Source organism: Paracoccus aerius (assembly GCF_014656455.1).
Classification (GTDB): Bacteria; Pseudomonadota; Alphaproteobacteria; order Rhodobacterales; family Rhodobacteraceae; genus Paracoccus; species Paracoccus aerius.
The window spans coordinates 23,138-41,000 of sequence record NZ_BNCL01000018.1 but is presented as its reverse complement, the minus strand read 5'-3'; the positions used below and the strand labels follow the sequence as shown (position 1 = coordinate 41,000).

The following is a 17,863-nucleotide window of genomic DNA, read 5'->3' as shown; positions in this document are numbered from 1 at the left end:
GAGATAATAACGGACGAACGCTGTCAAGAGGAGGGTGCAATGGCTGAGGCGCCGTGGGTCACATGGTTGGGCGACGACTTCACCGGATCGGCGGCGGTGATGGAGGTGCTGCACTTCGCGGGACTACCTTCGGTCCTGTTCACCGACATTCCCTCGCCCGAGCTGGCGGCGCGGTTCGCGGACTGCCGGGGAGTGGGGATTGCCACCACAGCGCGTAGCCATGATCCAGCCTGGATGGTGCAGAACCTGCCTGCGCTGTTCGGCTGGCTGGACAGGCTGCGGGCGCCTATCCTGCATTACAAGATCTGCTCGACGTTTGACTCATCGCCTGTGTCCGGATCCATTGGTGCCGCTATCGAGTTGGGCCTGCAGGTGCGGTCCGCGAAGGCGGTCCCCCTGCTGACCGCCGCGCCGCAGATGCGGCGGTATCAGGCATTCGGCCACCTGTTCGCGGGCACGCTGGACGGCGTGTTCCGCTTGGACCGCCACCCGGTCATGTCACGCCATCCGGTGACGCCCATGCTCGAGGCCGACCTGCTTCGGCACCTGGCGGCGCAGACGGACCTGCCCTCGGCGCTGATCGACCTGGAGGGGCTTGCCGATCCGCGGGCACTGCAGGATGCCTTGGCATCGGGCGCGGGCATCTTGTCCATCGATAGCATGGATCCCGTCAGCGAAACCGCAGCAGGCCGCCTGCTCTGGGAAAATCGCGCCGACCTTGGCTTTGTCGCGGGCAGCCAAGGCGTTGAATATGCCCTGGTCAGGCATTGGCAGGACAGCGGCATGATCCCCCGCGTCGATCCGCCAGGCCCTGTATCGCGCGCTGACCGGATCGTGGCGATGTCCGGCTCGGTCTCGCCAACTACGGCGCGGCAATTGGACTGGGCCGGGCGGAACGGCTTTGCGCTGCTGCCCTTCGATGCACGTGCCGTCACCTGCAGCGATGCCGACCAGACGGCCGAGGAGACCCGCCTGACTCAAGCCGCCATTGCCGCAGCAGAGGCGGGTCAAAGCCCCCTGGTTCATTCCGCTGCTGGCGAAGGCCAGCAGGTCGAAGCCTTCCGCGCGGCCCTGGCCCGCAGCGGCATGGAGGCAGGCACGGCCAATCGCCGCATTGGGGAATCTTTAGGCCGCATCCTGGACGCCACGTTGCGCGCTACAGGAATCAGGCGGGCAGTGATCTCGGGCGGGGATACCTCGGGGCACGGGATGCGCCAGTTGGGCCTGTCGGCGCTAACCGCCCTAGCACCGACAATTCCCGGCGCTGCTCTGTGCCGGGCCTTTGGCGATGGCGCCCATGACGGGCTGGAAATCGCCCTGAAAGGCGGACAGATGGGGTCTGAGGATTATTTTGGCTGGATCCGCGACGGCGGCGGATCACGGGAGGCAACATGACACACCAAATCCGCGTCACCTATCGTATCGAGACACTGGGCAGCATTGAAGCGATGGCGCAGAAGATCGCCGCCGACCAGTCCACCGGCACCTTTACCGAATTGCCCGGTGAGACGGAGGCGCTGAAGGCTCGTTATGCCGCCCGTGTTGAAAGCATTGTCCCGCTTCCTGATGCAGATCACCCTGGATTCCCGACCGATGCGTCCGGACCTTTCCACCGCGCTGATGTCACGATCGCTTGGCCACTAGACGCTATTGGCACCGATCTCGCTGCTCTGACGACCATCACCGTGGGCGGCGTTTATGCCATCCGCGGGCTGACTGCGGTGCGGGTCATGGATCTCGACCTCCCGTCTGCCTTCGCCTGCCATCCCGGCCCGCAATTCGGTATCGCCGGTTCCCGCCGTCTGATGGGCGTGCCGGAAGGGCCGATGATCGCGTCGATCATCAAGCCCTCGCTTGGCCTCTCGCCCGAGGACACGGCCGAGGTTGTCCAGACTCTGTGCGAGGCAGGCGTGGATTTTATCAAAGACGATGAAAAGCTGATGTCGCCGGGCTATTCGCCGCTGGCCGCGCGCGTCGATGCGATCATGCCGGTGATCGAGCGTCACGCCGACCGGACCGGCAAGCGGGTGATGTATGCCTTCGGCATATCCTCGGCAGATCCTGACCGGATGATGCGCGACCATGACTACGTCGCGACTCGAGGCGGCAATGCCGCAGTGGTCAACATCAACTCCATCGGGCATGGCGGCATGGCATTTCTGCGCAAGCGGTCTGTCTTGTGCCTGCATGCGCACCGGAACGGATGGGACATCCTGACCCGCCACCCGGCCTTGGGGATGGAATTCCGTGCCTATCAGAAGATATGGCGCTTGCTGGGTGTCGATCAGTTCCAGATCAACGGAATGCAGGCAAAATACTGGGAGCCGGATGAGAGCTTCGTAAAATCTTTCCACGATGTGATGACACCCATCTTTTCGGATGCCGATCGCCCGCTTCCAGTAGTTTGCTCAGGACAATGGGGCGGGCAGGCAGTCGACACCTATCAGCGTACAGGCGGAACGCTGGACCTGATGTATCTGGGAGGAGGCGGTATCCACGGTCATCCCAACGGTGCAGCAGCAGGAGTGCGGGCGATCCGCCGGGCTTGGCAGGCGGCAGCCGATGGCGAAAGTCTTCAACAAGCCGCCGCAAATCATCCGGACCTTGCGGCATCGTTGGCGAAGTGGGGGAAATGAACTGCCAGAATAGGAATGCGGAAATTTTTTTGAAATCATGAGGCGCAATGCCGATGTTGTGGATCAACAAGGAGAAGCCATTGCTCAGCGCCTCTTCGGTCGCGACGAGAGGTTCGAACAAATGCTCTTGTCGGAGTCGCTAAAAAGCTGAATGAAATGGAAGGATCACTTCAAGTTAATCGGAAATGCTCGGCGCTTAACTAATATTCCATACACCCGTTAGATGCCGAGTGGCTGCGTGCGGCGGACATGACCGACATTAAGCCTGATAGGCGTGGCTTTAAATTTTAATCTCAGGGCATTGTGCGGTTAAAACGGTTGGTTTGCCAGAAAGTGCAAAGAACACATCCGCAGTAACGGCTGATCATCGGATCAGCACGGCCCGAAAGTCGTTGACGTTGGTCAGGGTCGGCCCGGTCTTGACCAGATCGCCGATCCGGTCAAACAGGCTGTAGCTGTCATGCGCCTCCAACACGGCACGCGGCTCCAGTCCCTCCGCCCGGGCACGGGCCAGCGTGTCGGGAGAGATGACCGCACCTGCTGCATCTTCGCTGCCATCAATGCCATCAGTGTCACCGGCCAACGCATGTATGCCAGGACAGCCGTCCAATGCTATCGCGAGCGCGAGCAGGAATTCGGTGTTCCTCCCGCCCTTGCCCGGCTTGGCTCTGCCAAGAGTTACGGTGGTCTCGCCGCCCGACAGCAGCACTGCCGGGCCCTTGACCGGCAGCCCGTGCAGGGCCGCGCTGCGGGCGATGCCCGCCATGACCTGACCGGCAGTACTTGCCTCGCCTTCGATGGCATCACCCAGGATCAGGGGTGTAATCCCTTCGGCACGGGCCATCCTTGCGGCGGCCTCAAGGGCAATAAGCGGGGTGGAGATCAGGCGATAGTCCGCCGTGAACGGCGGCAAGGGATCAGGTGGCATCATCAGCAGGCGTCGGGCGGCCTCGGGCAGGGCAGGGCCGAGCATTCTTACGATATCAGATAGGTCCGCCGTCGCGTCGGGATCGTGAACCGTCGGTCCTGAGGCGATGGCCAGGGGATCGTCGCCCGGCACGTCGGAGATCGCCAGCGTCACTACTCGTGCCGGTGCTGCCGCAATGGCTAAGCGCCCGCCCTTGACTGCCGACAGCCTGCGCCGCACCCGGTTCATCACCCCGATTGGTGGCCCAGAAGCCAGCAGCAGCCGGTTCACCTGCATCTTGTCGTCCAGCGTCAGGCCTGGCCTAGGCGCCGTCATCAGCGCTGATCCCCCGCCCGAGATCAGCGCCAGCACCAGATCGTCGGGGCCAAGCCCGCGCACAGCCGCCAGAATGCGCTGCGCTGCATTGGCTCCCGCCTGGTCGGGAACGGGATGGGAAGCCTCGATTACCTCAATACTTCGGGTTGGGACAGCGTGGCCATAGCGGGTGACGACCACGCCGGTTACGTCGGGCCATTCGGCTTCGACCGCGCGAGCCATGGCAGCGGCGGATTTGCCGGCCCCCACCACGACCACCCGGCCGCTGGGGCGTTCCGGCAGATGACGCGCCACCGTCTTGCCCGGATCGGCGCTGTCCACTGCCGCACGGAACAGGCGCAGAAGAAGGTCTTTCGGGTCGCGCGTCATTGTCAGTCTCTGATGGGGAGCCGCGGATCGCATTGCAGACCGCGCTTGTGATCTTATGGGTAACCAACACGCCGCTTATGCAAGGTGTCACGGGCCGCCGCGAGGTATTCTCGTTTGCCTGACCGGCAGCCCGGATATTCTACTGATCAGAAGCCGACGGCGTCCGCACCCTTTAGGGCAAGCAGCTCTCGTGCTTCGTCCGGGGTGGCGATCTCAAGGCCCAATCCTTCGATGATCTGCCGGACGGCGATAACCTGTTCGGCATTGCTCGTGGCAAGCCGCCCTGGGCCGGCCCAGAGAGAGTCCTCGAGCCCGACCCGAACATGGCCGCCAAGCGCTGCGGCAATTGCAGCTACCGGAAGCTGGTTCTTGCCGGCACCAAGGACAGACCAGCGATACTGGTCCCCAAACAACCTGTCAGCCGTGCGCTTCATGTGCATGACGTCGTCGTAGTGCGCACCGATGCCGCCCATCAGGCCGAACACTGTCTGGATGAAGAGCGGACCCTGCACCAGTCCCGCATCAAGGAAATGCTTGAGGTTGTAGAGATGCGCGGTGTCGTAGCACTCGAACTCGAACCGGGTGCCGTTCGCCCTCAGCGTGGTGATGATATGCTCGATATCGGCAAAGGTATTGTGGAACAGGATGCCCTTGTTTCCAAGATAATCCCGTTCCCACTGATGCTTCAGTCGGTCATCGAACCTGGCCAGCATCGGGAACAGGCCAAAGTTCATCGAACCCATGTTCAGCGATGCCAGTTCAGGTTTCCACGTCTCGGCAGGTCGGACGCGGTCTTGAATAGACATTGTCGGCGCGCCGCCAGTGGTGATGTTCACCACGCAGCTGGAGCGCTGCTTGATGATCTGAAGAAAGGGCGCGAATGCCTCGGGCGTCTGGTCGGGGCGACCGTCCTGTGGGTCGCGTGCATGGAGGTGGACAACCGCGGCACCCGCTTCGGCCGCGCCGATCGCCGCCTCGGCAATTTCCGAGGCCGTGACGGGCAGGTATTCCGACATCGACGGCGTATGGATCGCGCCGGTGACGGCGCAGGTGATGATGACCTTGCGTTTGGCAGCCATGTTACTTCTCTTCCTTCAAGGATTTCAGAAAATTGTCCAATGCCGCCAGTTTTCTGTCTCGGCTCCGGCTGAGTGAGGCAACCTGGTCGCTACCCGGTAGGGCTGCGGCGGCGATCTCTCCGGCTTTGCGCGTGAAGGCATCACCCCGTGCAGCGCTGTTGCTGAGCCTTGCCATCGTCGGCCCATAGCGGTCGAGATAATCCACGATCCCCCTGGGCGCGTTGAGGTTGATCGTGGCAAGGGGACCCAGCAGCGTCCAGCGTCGGCCAAGACCGTGGCAAATGGTGTCGTCCAAGCCTTCTGGCGACACGATGCCTTGGGCGACGAGAGAAAGCGATTCCGCCAGGAGTACCGCCTGAAGCCGGTTCAGGACAAACCCGTCGATCTCGCGCGACAAACGCACGGGAACCTGCCCAACATCCCGCATCAGCGCCTCGGCGTTGTCCATGACATGAGGCGCGGTGTCGGGCGAGGGACAAAGTTCCACCACCGGAATTACATGGGGCGGGTTCACTGGATGGGCGACAAGAATGCGGTGGCGGCCTGCCAGTCCTTCGGCAAACTGCGAGGCCACGAGGGCCGAACTGGAGGAGGCCAGAATTGTTTCAGGTGCAGCCAGCCGATCAAGATCAGCATAAAGCTGGCGCTTGATCTCGATCCGTTCTGGCCCGTTCTCCTGCACCCAGTCCGAGCCTTCAAGCGCCGACTGCATGTCCTGGACGACAGTGACACGCGCCAGGATCGACGGATCTTCCCCAGCTTCCACGCATGTGGTGTGCAGCGTTGCCATCGCATGTTCGGTGGTTGCGGGATCGGCGTCCCACACTCGGACGTCCAATCCTGCTCTTGCAAAGACAATCGTCCAAGCTCTTCCGATCAGGCCGCAGCCGATGATGGAAACAGTGCTCGCCACGGTTCAATCCTTCCCGCTCATCAAAAGGTTTAGGTTCTGTTGAAGTTCTTGACGCGGACAAAGCTGCCCAGGGTCTTCCCCAGATCCGAGGCGGCGTCGGAAATGTCCCTAACGATCGCGGCCTCCAGTGCTGCGCCGTCACGCTCGCGCAAGGCGCGTTCGGCGGCACGATGGCTTTCCATCGAACGATCGAAATGATTGGGTGCCGTCACGGCTAGCCGTATCAGAGGACCAACCCGAAGCCACATCTGCTCGATCAGGCCCATCAGGACCGGACGTTCCGCGGCGCGATAGATCAGCGAATGAAAGCGCCAGTTGCTTTCAAGATAAAGGTCCGCGTCATCCGTGTCTGCGGCGCGCTGCATGACCGAGCAGGCATTCGAAATCAGTCGCAGTTGAGAAGGACCAATCCCGTTGATCGCCTGAGCGGCCGCGAAGCTTTCCAGCTTGACGCGGATTTCGCGGATCTCGATCAGCTCAGCCTCAGACAGGACCGGAACGCGCAGGACGCGATTGCCGCCAAATACCTCTAACCCGCCGTCGCTTTCCAGCTGTCGGAGAGCCTCGCGGATCGGAGTGACGCTGGTACCGAGTGCCGCGGACGCACGGCGTAGGCTCAGTTCCTCACCTGGCCGAAAGTAACCGCTGATCAGGGCGTCTCTCAGGCGTGCATAGATCTGGGACTGGGCAGTCTCTCCCTCCTTCAGAGTAAGCGGTCCTAGTCTAGACCAGCCATCTGATTCCCCTCCCCGAACCATATGTTCCTCGGTATCTGTGATCTCGGTTGCTTTATTCGTTGATGGTTTCCTTTCTAAAAGTCCAGCAAATAATCGAAATTAATGAGCTGTTGACGTAAATTACTTTTAGCCCGTAGCGTATCCGAGATCACAGATCGACTCTCTGCGAGAGTATTGTTTACGCAAGTTGAAGGAAGGGAGGTCCTGAGAATGCGGAACTGCAAGATCACAGGAATCACAGCCGTTATGGCGCTGTTGGGTTCGACTGCCATGGCGCAGGAAAGCCGCACGTTCGATGTCAGCCTGCCGCTGGGGCCGCAGTCGCATCAGGCGGTTGGCGTCCACAAATTCGGAGAGGAGCTGGAGCGCCTGTCGGAGGGGCGGCTCAAGATCCGGCCGCATTATGACAATGCGTTGGGTGCCGAGCGGGAGGTCGTCGAGGGGATTGGCCTTGGACTGATCGACATGGGCATTACCTCGACAGGCCCAATGGGCGGCTTCACCAACGAGTTCCTGCTGTTCGACCTGCCCTACATCTTCCGCGATCACGAACACGCTCATGCGTTCCTGGACAGCGAACACGGGGAAACGTTGGCCCAGCGGCTGGAAGATGCGGCAAGTGTCAAGATCCTGGCCTGGATGGAGAACGGTTTCCGCTACAACACCAACAGCGTTCGACCGATAAAGACGCTTGAGGATATGCGGGGCATCAAGCACCGGACCCAGGAAAGCAGCGTGCAGGTAGACACCTGGACTGCCCTTGGGGCAAATGCCGCACCGATGGCTTGGACCGAAGTCTTCACCGCCCTGCAGCAGGGTGTGATGGAAAGTCAGGAAAATCCGATCCCGACGATCTACGACGTGAAGTTCCACGAGGTTCAGGATTACCTGAACATGACCCAGCATGTCTATTCGCCCGCGCCCCTGATGATTGGGGCGCAGTTGTTCGCCTCTCTCTCACCCGAGGATCAGGCGATCATGCTGGAAGCGGCTGAGATCGCCACGCCGGTTCAGCGCGAAGCATCGCGCGAGATGGAGGAGCGTCTGGTGGGTGAATTGGAAACATTGGGAATGGAAGTCACCTATCCCGATCTGGCGCCCTTCCGGGAAGCGGTCCAGCCGGTGATCGCCAAGTGGAAAGACACGGTTGGCACCGAACTGGTGGACGCCGCGATGAACTTCCAGGCGCCGCAGTAACGGCAAAGGGGGCGAAAGCCCCCTTCTTCTTCCATCGCTCAGGAGGTCGCAGATGCGTAGGGCGCTGCACACAGTCGTTCGCACGGTGGACGGCATCAACTGGCTTGTCGGCTGGATCCTCGCCGCGCTGATGCTGGTGATGACGGTCCTAATTAGCTGGCAGGTCTTTGCCCGTTATGTGATGGGCAGTTCGCTGACCTTTTCCGAGGAAGTCTCGCGTTTCTCGATGGTCTGGATGACCATGCTGGGTGCTGCCTATGCTTACCGCTACGGCTCGCTGATCGCAGTCGACCTGCTGGTATCACTGTCAGGCCCGAGGGCCAGCAGAGTTTTTCACCTGTTCATCGCCGCAGCCTCCTGCACCTTTGCCTTTGTTCTTCTCAAATATGGGCTTGAGCTCACTCAGCGAGTTGCCACACAGACCGCACCCAGCACGCGGGTGTCAATGGCATGGCTTTATGGCGCAATCCCCGCAGGGGCAGCGCTCATCGTGTTGAACTCACTTGCAATCATCGCCGCCGACTTCTCCGGCAAGAAGGAGACAGTGGCATGATCTCGCTTTTGTTCGGACTTCTGCTTCTTCTTTTGCTAGTCGGCGTACCCGTGACCTTCGCGCTTGGGCTCGCAGCGGTGGTAACCATCTGGCAGGGCGACATCATGCCCCTGCTGATCGCTCCGCAAGAGATGATCCGCTCGGTCAACTCTTTCCCACTGTTGGCGATCCCCTTCTTTATCCTGGCCGGAAACCTGATGCAGGCAGGCGGGATCTCCAAGCGGCTGGTGGACTTCTCAAAGACGCTCGTCGGCAGCACGACAGGCGGGCTGGCGATGGTTGCGATCGTGACCTCGGCTTTTTTCGCTGCGATCTCTGGCTCGGGCGCCGCGACGACGGCGGCGGTCGGCGCCATCCTGATCCCCGCGATGGTCGCCCAAGGCTACGGCAAACCCTATGCCGCAGCGAACCAGGCGGCCGCCGGGGCGCTTGGCGTCATCATTCCTCCCAGCATTCCGATGATCCTTTATGCCATCGCGGCGAACCAGTCGGTGGGCGACATGTTCATTGCGGGCGTCCTGCCGGGCCTCGTGGTCGTTGCGTCGCTTCTGATCTATGCGCGCATCCATGCCAGCACTCTGCATATGCCGGTGGAGGAAGTGACAAGCGTCCGTAGTGTGCTGATCGCCGGCCGCTCAGCAATTCTGGCGCTACTGATGCCGACGCTGATCCTTGGCGGGATCTATGGTGGCATCGTCACGCCGACTGAAGCCGCTGTTGTTGCGGTCGTCTATTCGCTTCTGGTGGGCGGTGTCGTTTATCGTGAACTGCCGCTGCGCGAGATTCCTGTGATCATGCGCGACAGCGCCATCACATCTGCGGTCGTGCTGTCGATCATCGCGGCAGCTGGGCTTTATGGCCGGATCATCCTGTCGCTGCAGGTGCCAGCGGTCATATCCGAATTCGTTGTTGGCGCAATCGAGAGCGCTTGGATGTTCATCATCCTGGTTAACCTCCTGTTGCTGTTCGTGGGCATGTTCCTCGAAGCGGCAGCAGCGATCTTGATCTTCACCCCGATCCTGCTGCCTATCGCGCTTAGCTTCGGCATAGATCCGGTTCATTTCGGGGTCATCATGGTGGTGAACCTTGCCATGGGAATGTTCACGCCCCCTGTGGGTCTGAACCTGTTCATCGCCTCACAGATCGCCGGTATCGGCATTCCGAAGATCGCCCGGGCGGTGATCCCCTTCGTGATCATCCTGCTGATCGACCTTCTCATCATCAGCTTCCTGCCCTGGCTCTCGCTGGTCTTCACAGGCCGATAAGGAAAAAGACTCATGAATCTATCCCTAGGCGATGCCCGGGTCATCGTGACGGCAGGCGCGGGCGGCATCGGCCGCGCCATCGTGGACGCCTTCCTTGCTGAGGGTGCCCATGTCGCCACCTGCGACATCGACGACGCCGGCCTGGCGACACTTCCCGACAACGTGTTTTGCCGCCGCGTGAACGTGCAGGACGCAGGTGCACTGGCAGGCTTCATGGACGACGCCATCACGGTACTGGGCGGGCTCGACAGCCTCGTCAACAACGCAGGCATCGCGGGACCAACCGGGCGTATCGAGGAACTGGAGCTTGACGCCGTCCGTCAATGCATCGACATCTGCCTGACGAGCCAGTTTGTCACCACGGGCCGGGCTGTTCCGCATCTGCGAAAGAGCGCCAACCCGTCGATCGTCAACATCTCCTCGCTGGCCGGTCGCTTGGGCTTTAGGCTGCGCAGTCCCTATGCGGCAGCAAAATGGGGGGTGATCGGACTGACCAAATCCATGGCCATGGAGTTGGGCGAACACGGCATTCGGGTGAATGCCGTCCTGCCGGGACTGGTCGCAGGTGATCGGCAGCGCCGCGTGCTGCAATCGCGCGCGGACGCCCGGGGCATCAGCTTCGATCAGGCCGAGAGCGAGGCGTTCTCTCACACTTCCATCAAGGAGTACGTCACGCCGCAGCAGATCGCGGACCAGATCCTGTATCTGGCAAGTCCTCGTGGCCGTACGATCTCCGGGCAGGCAATTTCGGTCTGCGGTGATACCGGAATGCTGGGATAAGGAAGCGACGATGGCGATTACCTACCTCAAGAGGGGCAAGTCCGACGTAGAGCGCGACCAGGACGACAGCAGAACCCGTACGATAGTCGAGACAGCGCTGAAGGATATCGAGACGCACGGCGACATTGCCGTTCGAGAGTTCAGCCATAAGTTCGACAACTACGTCCCCGACAGCTTTCGCCTTACTCAGGAACAAATCGACGCCCTTATCGCGGAACTGAGCACGCGCGAGCTTGACGACATTCGCTTCGCACAGCATCAAATCCGGCGCTTTGCAGAAGCGCAGCGCGCCTCGATGCAGGATATCGAAGTCGAAACCCGACCTGGTGTCATTCTGGGGCACAAAAACATCCCGGTCCAATCGGTCGGTTGCTATGTGCCCGGCGGCAAGTTTCCAATGGTGGCGTCGGCGCATATGTCGGTGCTGACCGCCAGTGTCGCCGGGGTGCCGCGCATCGTGGCCTGCACACCTCCTTTCAGGGGGCGGCCTAATCCGGCCGTTATAGCTGCCATGCACTTGGCCGGCGCGCATGAGCTCTATGTCCTCGGCGGTATTCAGGCCATCGGTGCCATGGCATCGGGGACCGAAAGTATCCGGCCCGTCGACATGCTGGTCGGCCCCGGCAACGCTTTCGTGGCCGAGGCCAAGCGCCAGCTCTACGGCCGCGTCGGCATCGACCTGTTTGCAGGCCCGACCGAGACGATGGTGATTGCCGACGATACCGTGGATGCGGAACTTTGCGCGACCGATCTGCTGGGGCAGGCCGAGCATGGCTACAACAGCCCCGCCGTGCTTGTGACAAACTCGCGTGCCTTGGCCGAAGGAACGATGGCCGAAATCGAGCGACTGTTGCAGATCCTCCCTACGGCCGAGACCGCATCCGCAAGCTGGCGCGACTATGGCGAGGTGATCCTCTGCAACAGCCATGAGGAGATGCTCCAGGTCGCCAACGACATTGCCAGCGAGCATGTCCAAGTCATGACCGACCGCGACGACTGGTATCTGGACCGCATGACCTCCTACGGGGCGCTGTTTCTCGGGCCCCGCACCAATGTGGCGAATGGCGACAAGGTAATCGGCACCAACCATACGCTGCCGACCCGCAAGGCGGGCCGCTATACTGGCGGGCTTTGGGTGGGCAAGTTTCTCAAGACACACACCTACCAGCGTATTACCAGCGATGAGGCCGCCGCCGAGATCGGCGCCTATTGCTCGCGCCTTTGCTTGCTCGAGGGCTTCACGGGACATGCCGAGCAGGCCAATATCCGGGTCCGCCGCTATGGCGGGACGGACGTCCCCTATGGAGGTGCTGCGGAATGATGCGGGCGAACTTCGATCTGGCCGGCAAACGGGCCTTGGTAACGGGGGCCGGGCGGGGCATTGGGCGCGGCGTGGCCGAGGCTCTGGCCTCGGCAGGGGCGGCCGTCACTCTTTGCGCCCGCTCCTCCTCCGAAATCACTGAGGTGGCTGAGGGTATCATCGCTGACGGTGGGACAGCCGACACTTTGGCGCTTGACGTCACGGATACCTGTGCCTTTAGCCGTGAAATCGACGCACGCGAACCCTTCGACATCTTCGTGAACAACGCTGGCACCAACCGGCCCGCCCTTGTGCAAGATGTCACCGAAGAGGATTTCGACCTGATCATCGGCCTGAACCTCCGGGCTGCGGTCTTCGCCGCGCAGGCGGTTGCCCGGGGAATGCTCAAGGCTGGACGGGGCGGGTCGATCATCAACATGTCGTCGCAGATGGGACATATCGGCGCTGCAAGGCGCAGCATCTACTGTGCATCGAAATGGGCAATCGAGGGCTTTTCTAAATCTTTGGCAATTGAACTGGCCCCCCATGCCATCCGCGTTAACACCATCTGCCCGACATTTATTGAAACGCCCCTGACAAGGCCTTACTTTTCGGAAAACGCATTCCAGGAGGAGGTGCTCAAAAAGATCAAGCTCGGTCGGCTTGGTCAGGTGCAGGATATCGTGGGGGCGGCTGTTTTTCTGGCATCCGACGCATCGGCCCTTATGACTGGGTCGTCCATCATGATCGACGGAGGCTGGACGGCTGAGTGAGGCTCCATAATACTCGTTGATCGCAATCGCGATAAAGGAAACGATGCTCCTCTGAGCATCCGAGGTCTCGTGCGATGATCGTCCGTTCCCGTCCCAGCTTGCTGACGCTGTTCTTTGTCCTGAAGGGATCGATCATTCTGCGCACCTGGCCGCAGCTTGCCGCTGTGGGGGTGTTGTCGGTGATGGTTGTCGCCGCGCACCGGCAGGCACCGGCTCTTGTTCCCGGGATCAATCCCGCACCCCTGACACTGATCGGGATCGCCCTGTCCGTCTTTCTCAGCTTTCGCAACAACGCCTGCTACGACCGATGGTGGGAAGCCCGCAAGCTTTGGGGCCAGATCATCCAGTCCGCCAGAGACATTGCCCGGCAGACGGTCGTTCTGGATGAGGAACCGGGAAAGACCTCTCTTGAGCGTCGCGACATCCTGACGGCGATCATCACGTTCGGGAAGGGGGCGGTCGAGCAATTGCGGCAGAAGATGGAAGGTCGGGAGACGAGTGAACCCGCTCTTGATGTTAGACCTGCGGATGTGATCCTACATCCGGTCGCGGCGCAGATCGGACAATTGCTGCGGCAAGGTCGTCTTGCCCCCGTCGAGGCTCTCGGCCTCAACGACAGCCTTTCCCGCCTGACGCAGGCACTGGTCGGCTGCGAGCGCCTGGCCAACACGCCCCTGCCATTTGCCTACACGCTGCTCTTGCACCGGACGGCCTATCTGTTCTGCTTTCTGCTGCCATTCGGTCTCACCAACATGCTGGGTTGGTCGACGCCGCTTGCCGCCATGCTCGTGGCTTATACGTTCTTCGGCCTCGATGCCCTGGGAGAGGAGCTTGAGGAGCCCTTCGGCCTGATGCCCAACAACCTTCCGATCTCGGCCTATGCGACGACCATCGAGATCCACTTGCGCTCGGCCATGGGTGAGACGGACCTTCCCCCGGTGCCGATCGCAAAGGACTACGTCCTGACCTGATGCAAGAGTGGGCAGGTTGGGCGGCTCCCTGATAAATGGAAGCACGAAGATGAGGATGGCAAGGCAAAGGACTTTTCGCCAATGCCTCGTCCCCATCTTTCACGGCGATACCGTGACACCTTGCAGCAGTTTCAGTTGATCGAGAGCCTCGCTCAGCGTGTGGATTTGTCTTTGGCCATGCTTCACCTTGCAGGTAATCTGGGCGTTTGAATACTGCTTCCGGCAAGACCCAAAGGGCTCAGGCCATGCGCTGCCTTTCGGCGTCACGAGCCCCCCAACACCTGCCGGGCTGTGTTTAGCAGGATACCTCCACGCTCGGGATCCGATGCAGCCGAGGCCATGAAGTTGCGCAGCTGCGCGAAGGTCAGATGTGGCGGCATGGGCGGCACCTCGGGATCCGTGCGAACCTCGATCACCGTGGGTATCGGCGAGGCCAGGGCCATGTCCCATGCCGGACCGATGCTAGCAGGGTCATCTACGAAGATGCCGTTCAGCCCGATCATTTCGGCGAAGCGATGATAAGGAACATCCGGGATGTTCTGGGTCGCCTCGAACTTGGGGTTGCCTTCCATGATCCGCTGTTCCCAAGTGACCTGGTTCAGGTCCTGATTGTTCAGCACCAGACAGACCCATGTCGGGCTTTCCCACTCGCGCCAGTATTTGGCGACAGTGATCAGTTCGGCCATGTTGTTCATCTGCATCGCGCCATCTCCGACCATCGCGACCACGGGGCGCTCCGGATGGGCGAATTTGGCGGCTATGGCATAAGGAACGGCCGCACCCATCGAGGCCAAGCCGCCTGAGAGCGAAGCCATCATCCCCTCGCGCATCTTGATGTCGCGTGCGAACCAATTGGCGCAGGAGCCCGAATCCGAGGTCAGGATCGCCCCCTCAGGCAGGCGTTGCGACAACTCCCAGAAGGGGCGTTGCGGGTTGATCGGACTGGCCGGTTGCATCGCCCGGTCTTCCAACACCTTCCACGAGGAGGCGACGCTCTTCTCCACCGTCTGGCGCCATTTCCCACCCTTTTTCGGCGTCAGCAGGGGCAGAAGGGCGCGCAGAGTCTCGGCGCTGTCGCCGGTCAGGTTCACCTCCATCGGGTAGCGCAGCGACAGCATGGTAGGGTCCAGGTCGATCTGCACGCCGCGCGCCGCACCTTGCGGAGGCAGAAACTCGGAATAAGGGAAGCCCGATCCGATCATCAGCAGCGTGTCGCACCCCTGCATCAGATCCCAGCTAGCCGATGTGCCCAGAAGCCCAATCGAGCCGGTGACATAGGGCAGATCATCCGGCAGGACCGCCTTGCCCAAAAGGGCCTTGGCCACGCCGGCCCCTAGCACCTCGGCTATGGCGCGCACCTCGGCACCGGCATCCAGCGCACCGGCACCGACCAGCATCGCGACCTTTGAGCCTTCATTCAGAACATTGGCCGCGCGCCGCAGGTCCTCCTCGGCCGGCACAACGCGAGGCGCGCAATATCCGACGCCGGAGAAGACTGTACCATGGGCACGCGGCGGGTCCTCATAAGGCATCTCCTGCAGGTCGTTGGGAAAGATAAGCGCTGTCACCTTGCGTTGGCTGAGGGCGGTCCTGATCGCTCGATCGGTAAGATGACGCACCTGCGCGGGCACGGTCGCCTGCTGCACAAAAGCGCCAGCGACATCCTTGAACATCGAGATCAGGTCGACTTCCTGCTGGTAATGCGCGCCTAAAGCCGTCCGAGCCTGCTGTCCGGCAATGGCCAGAACGGGCACGTGATCCAGCTTCGCGTCATAAAGGCCCGTCAGCAGATGCGTGGCGCCGGGGCCCGAGGTTGCAAGGCAAACGCCCAGTTCGCCGGTGAACTTGGCATGGGCCGAGGCCATGAAGGCGGCCATCTCCTCATGCCGGGCCTGGACGAACTGGATGTCGCCATTGCGCCGCTGCAATGCGCCCAGAAGCCCGTTGATACCGTCACCCGGATAGCCGAAGACGCGGGTCACACCCCATGCCTTGAGCCGCTCCCAGAAGAAATCGCCAACTGTCGGAGCCATGCTCTGCCCTCCTGCTGATGCCATGTCATGCTGTCCAACGGCGTGTCATGCGAGCTGTTCCCGCCAAGCCCTGTTGATGGCAGGAACATCCGGCTCGCCTGCCTGGGGATAGAGATAAATCTGAGTTCCCCAGCCAGGCTTTTGGCTTCTCCGCGGCCAGTTTTTGGCAGGCGTCAGGCAAATAATGAGGTTGAACATCCATTGTTGCGCGACGTATCGCCCTGTATGCCGGGCTTTGGGCTCGGACCCTTCAAGAGAATGACCATGACTGATCTGCCCATGAGCTTTCCTGCCGACGGAGAGTTCCTTCGCAAGCGCGTGCTTCCTGTGCTTGTCCTGTTTGCAACGATCTACGGCGGCTCGATTGCGGCGGGTTTGCACATCAACGCCGTCGTTCTGTCGATCGCGGCGATGATGACGCTCTGTCTGCTGCGGCTACCCGTTGCCATCGCCCTGGTCTCGGCGGCCGTGCTGGGCGGCTTGCAGGCGGGCCTGTCGATGACAGAGACGATCACTGCGCTCAACGACAACCTGCTCATCGGCTCGCAGGTCGGCATGACCTACATCATGATCGGAGCATTTGCCGTCGCGCTGGCGCGCAGCGGCCTGCTTGAACTGTTGGCCGCGAAGATCTCGGGTCGGCTGGGGACGGGCGAGGCCGCCACCGGCAAGAGCATCAAGTGGACCTTGCTGCTGATCCTTTGCGCGGCGTCCATCATGTCGCAAAATCTCATCCCCGTCCATATTGCCTTCATCCCGGTGCTGATCCCGCCGCTCCTTGGCATCATGAACCGGCTTCGCATGGACCGCAGAGCGGTCGCCTGCGTGCTGGCCTGCGCGATCAGCTCCAGCTACCTGCTTTTGCCGACAGGCTTCGGGGCGATCTTCCTGAACGACATCCTTCTGACCAACCTGAACGAGGTCGGCGCTGACCTCGGTCTGGTCGTGACCGCCGACATGGCGCCCAAGGCGATGTTCCTGCCGGTGATGGGGATCCTGGCCGGGATGTTCGTCGCCGTCTTCATCACCTACCGCAAGCCGCGCTATTATCACACGATCGAGAATGAGGCACCGGCAGCCGCCAAGGTCCCTGTCACCCTTGACCTCACGCAGCTGCTGGCAACGATCGCTGCGCTGCTGGTGGCTTTGGTCTGCCAGATCAAGTTCGACTCGCTCCTGATCGGGGCCATGGTCGGCTTCGTCATCCTCAGCTTTGCGGGCATCTTCCGCTGGCGCGACCAAGACGACGTCTTTACCGAAGGCCTGCGGATGATGGCGCAGGTGGCCGTGATCATCACCATCGCCTCGGGGTTCGCGGGCGTACTTTCCGCCACTGGAGAAGTCCAGCCGCTGGTTTCGGCATCGGCAACCTTCATCGGCGAGAATAAGGCCCTGGGCGCGGCCATCATGCTGCTGGTCGGGCTGTTCATCACGATCGGGTTCGGGGACTCTTTTGCTTCGGTCCCGATCCTCGCGCCGGTCTATGTGCCTCTGGCCCTCGCGCTAGGTTTCTCGCCGCTGGCGACAGTCGCCCTTCTCGGTGCAGCGGCGGCTCTGGGCGATGCAGGATCGCCCGCGTCCACCATCACGCTGGGTGCAACGGCAGGCCTGAACGCGGATGGCCAGCACGACCACATCAAGGACAGCGTGATCCCGACCTTCATCCATGCAAACTTCGGCATGGTCCTGTTTGCTTGGATAGCCGCGCTGACGCTTTGATAAAGGCACTTCGACGTTTATCGCAGCCAAATGGCGGCCCGGAGTGAAATTCGACAAGAGGGTCTTATTCTATTAGGTTGCGGGCGAGAAGGCAGGACCTTGGTCGGCAATATTTGTTTGAGCAGGGTCCTTGTGACAATTCGTCAGAACCTCAGGACGCCTATTCGTCCACGACAGGTACGCTGCAGGGCAAAGAGCTCCGCTTTGCTTGATGCGAAGCTCGTTATCGAAACCCAGGATCTGGAGGGCAGTCTCCAGTCTGTCTGGACATGCCCGCGTTAGTTCCAATCTTCTG

15 protein-coding genes are annotated in these 17,863 nt (G+C 61.3%); 10 read left to right on the top strand and 5 right to left on the bottom strand.

The window, feature by feature from the left end; all coding sequences use genetic code 11:
- Positions 1 to 39: 39 nt before the first annotated feature.
- Both IE224_RS16655 and oiaX read left to right on the top strand, forming a co-directional pair.
- Positions 40 to 1,395 carry a four-carbon acid sugar kinase family protein gene (locus IE224_RS16655; protein WP_191311987.1) on the top strand — a complete coding sequence of 452 codons (1,356 nt, stop codon included), beginning with the start codon at positions 40 to 42 and terminating at the stop codon, positions 1,393 to 1,395.
- Complete coding sequence (oiaX, locus tag IE224_RS16650) at positions 1,392 to 2,636, top strand: 3-oxo-isoapionate-4-phosphate decarboxylase OiaX (protein WP_191311984.1); 1,245 nt, start codon at positions 1,392 to 1,394, stop codon at positions 2,634 to 2,636. Before IE224_RS16655 ends, oiaX begins: the two co-directional genes overlap by 4 nt.
- A gap of 364 nt (positions 2,637 to 3,000) precedes the next feature.
- Here oiaX and IE224_RS16645 read toward each other — a convergent pair whose 3' ends face one another.
- The 4 genes from IE224_RS16645 to IE224_RS16630 all read right to left on the bottom strand — a co-directional run bounded on the left by IE224_RS16645 (position 3,001) and on the right by IE224_RS16630 (position 6,998).
- Positions 3,001 to 4,248: a glycerate kinase type-2 family protein gene (locus IE224_RS16645; protein ID WP_191311983.1), complete on the bottom strand. Its 1,248-nt coding sequence runs from the start codon at positions 4,246 to 4,248 to the stop codon at positions 3,001 to 3,003.
- 146 nt (positions 4,249 to 4,394) lie between these two features.
- Positions 4,395 to 5,327 carry a 3,5-dioxohexanoate:acetyl-CoA acetone transferase gene (gene kce / locus IE224_RS16640; RefSeq protein WP_191311981.1) on the bottom strand — a complete coding sequence of 311 codons (933 nt, stop codon included), beginning with the start codon at positions 5,325 to 5,327 and terminating at the stop codon, positions 4,395 to 4,397.
- Position 5,328: 1 nt separating this feature from the next.
- The gene (locus IE224_RS16635) at positions 5,329 to 6,240 is read right to left on the bottom strand and encodes a 3-hydroxyacyl-CoA dehydrogenase (protein WP_191311979.1); all 912 of its coding nucleotides are present in this window, start codon (positions 6,238 to 6,240) and stop codon (positions 5,329 to 5,331) included.
- A 29-nt stretch (positions 6,241 to 6,269) separates the two neighbouring features.
- Positions 6,270 to 6,998, bottom strand: a complete 729-nt coding sequence (locus IE224_RS16630) for a GntR family transcriptional regulator (protein WP_191311977.1) — start codon at positions 6,996 to 6,998, stop codon at positions 6,270 to 6,272.
- Positions 6,999 to 7,223: 225 nt separating this feature from the next.
- Between IE224_RS16630 and IE224_RS16625 the strand changes: the two genes are divergently transcribed.
- The 7 genes from IE224_RS16625 to IE224_RS16595 all read left to right on the top strand — a co-directional run bounded on the left by IE224_RS16625 (position 7,224) and on the right by IE224_RS16595 (position 13,816).
- Positions 7,224 to 8,174: a TRAP transporter substrate-binding protein gene (locus tag IE224_RS16625; RefSeq protein ID WP_229849422.1), complete on the top strand. Its 951-nt coding sequence runs from the start codon at positions 7,224 to 7,226 to the stop codon at positions 8,172 to 8,174.
- Between the two features lie 52 nt (positions 8,175 to 8,226).
- Positions 8,227 to 8,727 (top strand): TRAP transporter small permease, encoded by a 501-nt coding sequence (locus IE224_RS16620; RefSeq protein ID WP_191311973.1) that lies wholly within the window; start codon positions 8,227 to 8,229, stop codon positions 8,725 to 8,727.
- Complete coding sequence (locus IE224_RS16615) at positions 8,625 to 9,992, top strand: TRAP transporter large permease (protein WP_229849421.1); 1,368 nt, start codon at positions 8,625 to 8,627, stop codon at positions 9,990 to 9,992. Before IE224_RS16620 ends, IE224_RS16615 begins: the two co-directional genes overlap by 103 nt.
- Before the next feature lie 12 nt (positions 9,993 to 10,004).
- Complete coding sequence (locus tag IE224_RS16610) at positions 10,005 to 10,772, top strand: SDR family oxidoreductase (RefSeq protein ID WP_191311971.1); 768 nt, start codon at positions 10,005 to 10,007, stop codon at positions 10,770 to 10,772.
- Between the two features lie 10 nt (positions 10,773 to 10,782).
- Complete coding sequence (gene hisD, locus IE224_RS16605) at positions 10,783 to 12,093, top strand: histidinol dehydrogenase (RefSeq protein ID WP_191311969.1); 1,311 nt, start codon at positions 10,783 to 10,785, stop codon at positions 12,091 to 12,093.
- The gene (locus IE224_RS16600; protein WP_191312053.1) at positions 12,093 to 12,845 is read left to right on the top strand and encodes an SDR family NAD(P)-dependent oxidoreductase; all 753 of its coding nucleotides are present in this window, start codon (positions 12,093 to 12,095) and stop codon (positions 12,843 to 12,845) included. The genes hisD and IE224_RS16600 overlap by 1 nt, the downstream gene beginning before the upstream one ends.
- Before the next feature lie 98 nt (positions 12,846 to 12,943).
- Positions 12,944 to 13,816 (top strand): bestrophin family protein, encoded by an 873-nt coding sequence (locus IE224_RS16595; RefSeq protein WP_229849420.1) that lies wholly within the window; start codon positions 12,944 to 12,946, stop codon positions 13,814 to 13,816.
- Positions 13,817 to 14,079: 263 nt separating this feature from the next.
- Here the strand turns inward: IE224_RS16595 and IE224_RS16590 are convergent, their stop codons facing one another.
- On the bottom strand, positions 14,080 to 15,849 hold the full coding sequence (locus IE224_RS16590; protein ID WP_191311965.1) for a thiamine pyrophosphate-requiring protein: 1,770 nt from the start codon (positions 15,847 to 15,849) through the stop codon (positions 14,080 to 14,082).
- A 27-nt stretch (positions 15,850 to 15,876) separates the two neighbouring features.
- On the opposite strand from IE224_RS16590, the gene IE224_RS16585 reads away from it, so the two are divergent.
- Positions 15,877 to 17,568 carry a Na+/H+ antiporter family protein gene (locus IE224_RS16585; RefSeq protein ID WP_202380237.1) on the top strand — a complete coding sequence of 564 codons (1,692 nt, stop codon included), beginning with the start codon at positions 15,877 to 15,879 and terminating at the stop codon, positions 17,566 to 17,568.
- The last annotated feature ends 295 nt before the right edge of the window (positions 17,569 to 17,863 follow it).

Coding starts and splice junctions, on each gene's coding strand:
- IE224_RS16585 (WP_202380237.1), top strand. CDS start 15,877: ATGCTGTCCAACGGCGTGTCATGCGAGCTGTTCCCGCCAAGCCCTGTT.
- IE224_RS16600 (WP_191312053.1), top strand. CDS start 12,093: ATGCGGGCGAACTTCGATCTGGCCGGCAAACGGGCCTTGGTAACGGGG.
- IE224_RS16590 (WP_191311965.1), bottom strand. CDS start 15,849: ATGGCTCCGACAGTTGGCGATTTCTTCTGGGAGCGGCTCAAGGCATGG.
- kce (WP_191311981.1), bottom strand. CDS start 5,327: ATGGCTGCCAAACGCAAGGTCATCATCACCTGCGCCGTCACCGGCGCG.
- IE224_RS16615 (WP_229849421.1), top strand. CDS start 8,625: ATGGCTTTATGGCGCAATCCCCGCAGGGGCAGCGCTCATCGTGTTGAA.
- IE224_RS16625 (WP_229849422.1), top strand. CDS start 7,224: ATGGCGCTGTTGGGTTCGACTGCCATGGCGCAGGAAAGCCGCACGTTC.
- IE224_RS16610 (WP_191311971.1), top strand. CDS start 10,005: ATGAATCTATCCCTAGGCGATGCCCGGGTCATCGTGACGGCAGGCGCG.
- IE224_RS16655 (WP_191311987.1), top strand. CDS start 40: ATGGCTGAGGCGCCGTGGGTCACATGGTTGGGCGACGACTTCACCGGA.
- IE224_RS16630 (WP_191311977.1), bottom strand. CDS start 6,998: ATGGTTCGGGGAGGGGAATCAGATGGCTGGTCTAGACTAGGACCGCTT.
- oiaX (WP_191311984.1), top strand. CDS start 1,392: ATGACACACCAAATCCGCGTCACCTATCGTATCGAGACACTGGGCAGC.
- hisD (WP_191311969.1), top strand. CDS start 10,783: ATGGCGATTACCTACCTCAAGAGGGGCAAGTCCGACGTAGAGCGCGAC.
- IE224_RS16645 (WP_191311983.1), bottom strand. CDS start 4,248: ATGACGCGCGACCCGAAAGACCTTCTTCTGCGCCTGTTCCGTGCGGCA.
- IE224_RS16620 (WP_191311973.1), top strand. CDS start 8,227: ATGCGTAGGGCGCTGCACACAGTCGTTCGCACGGTGGACGGCATCAAC.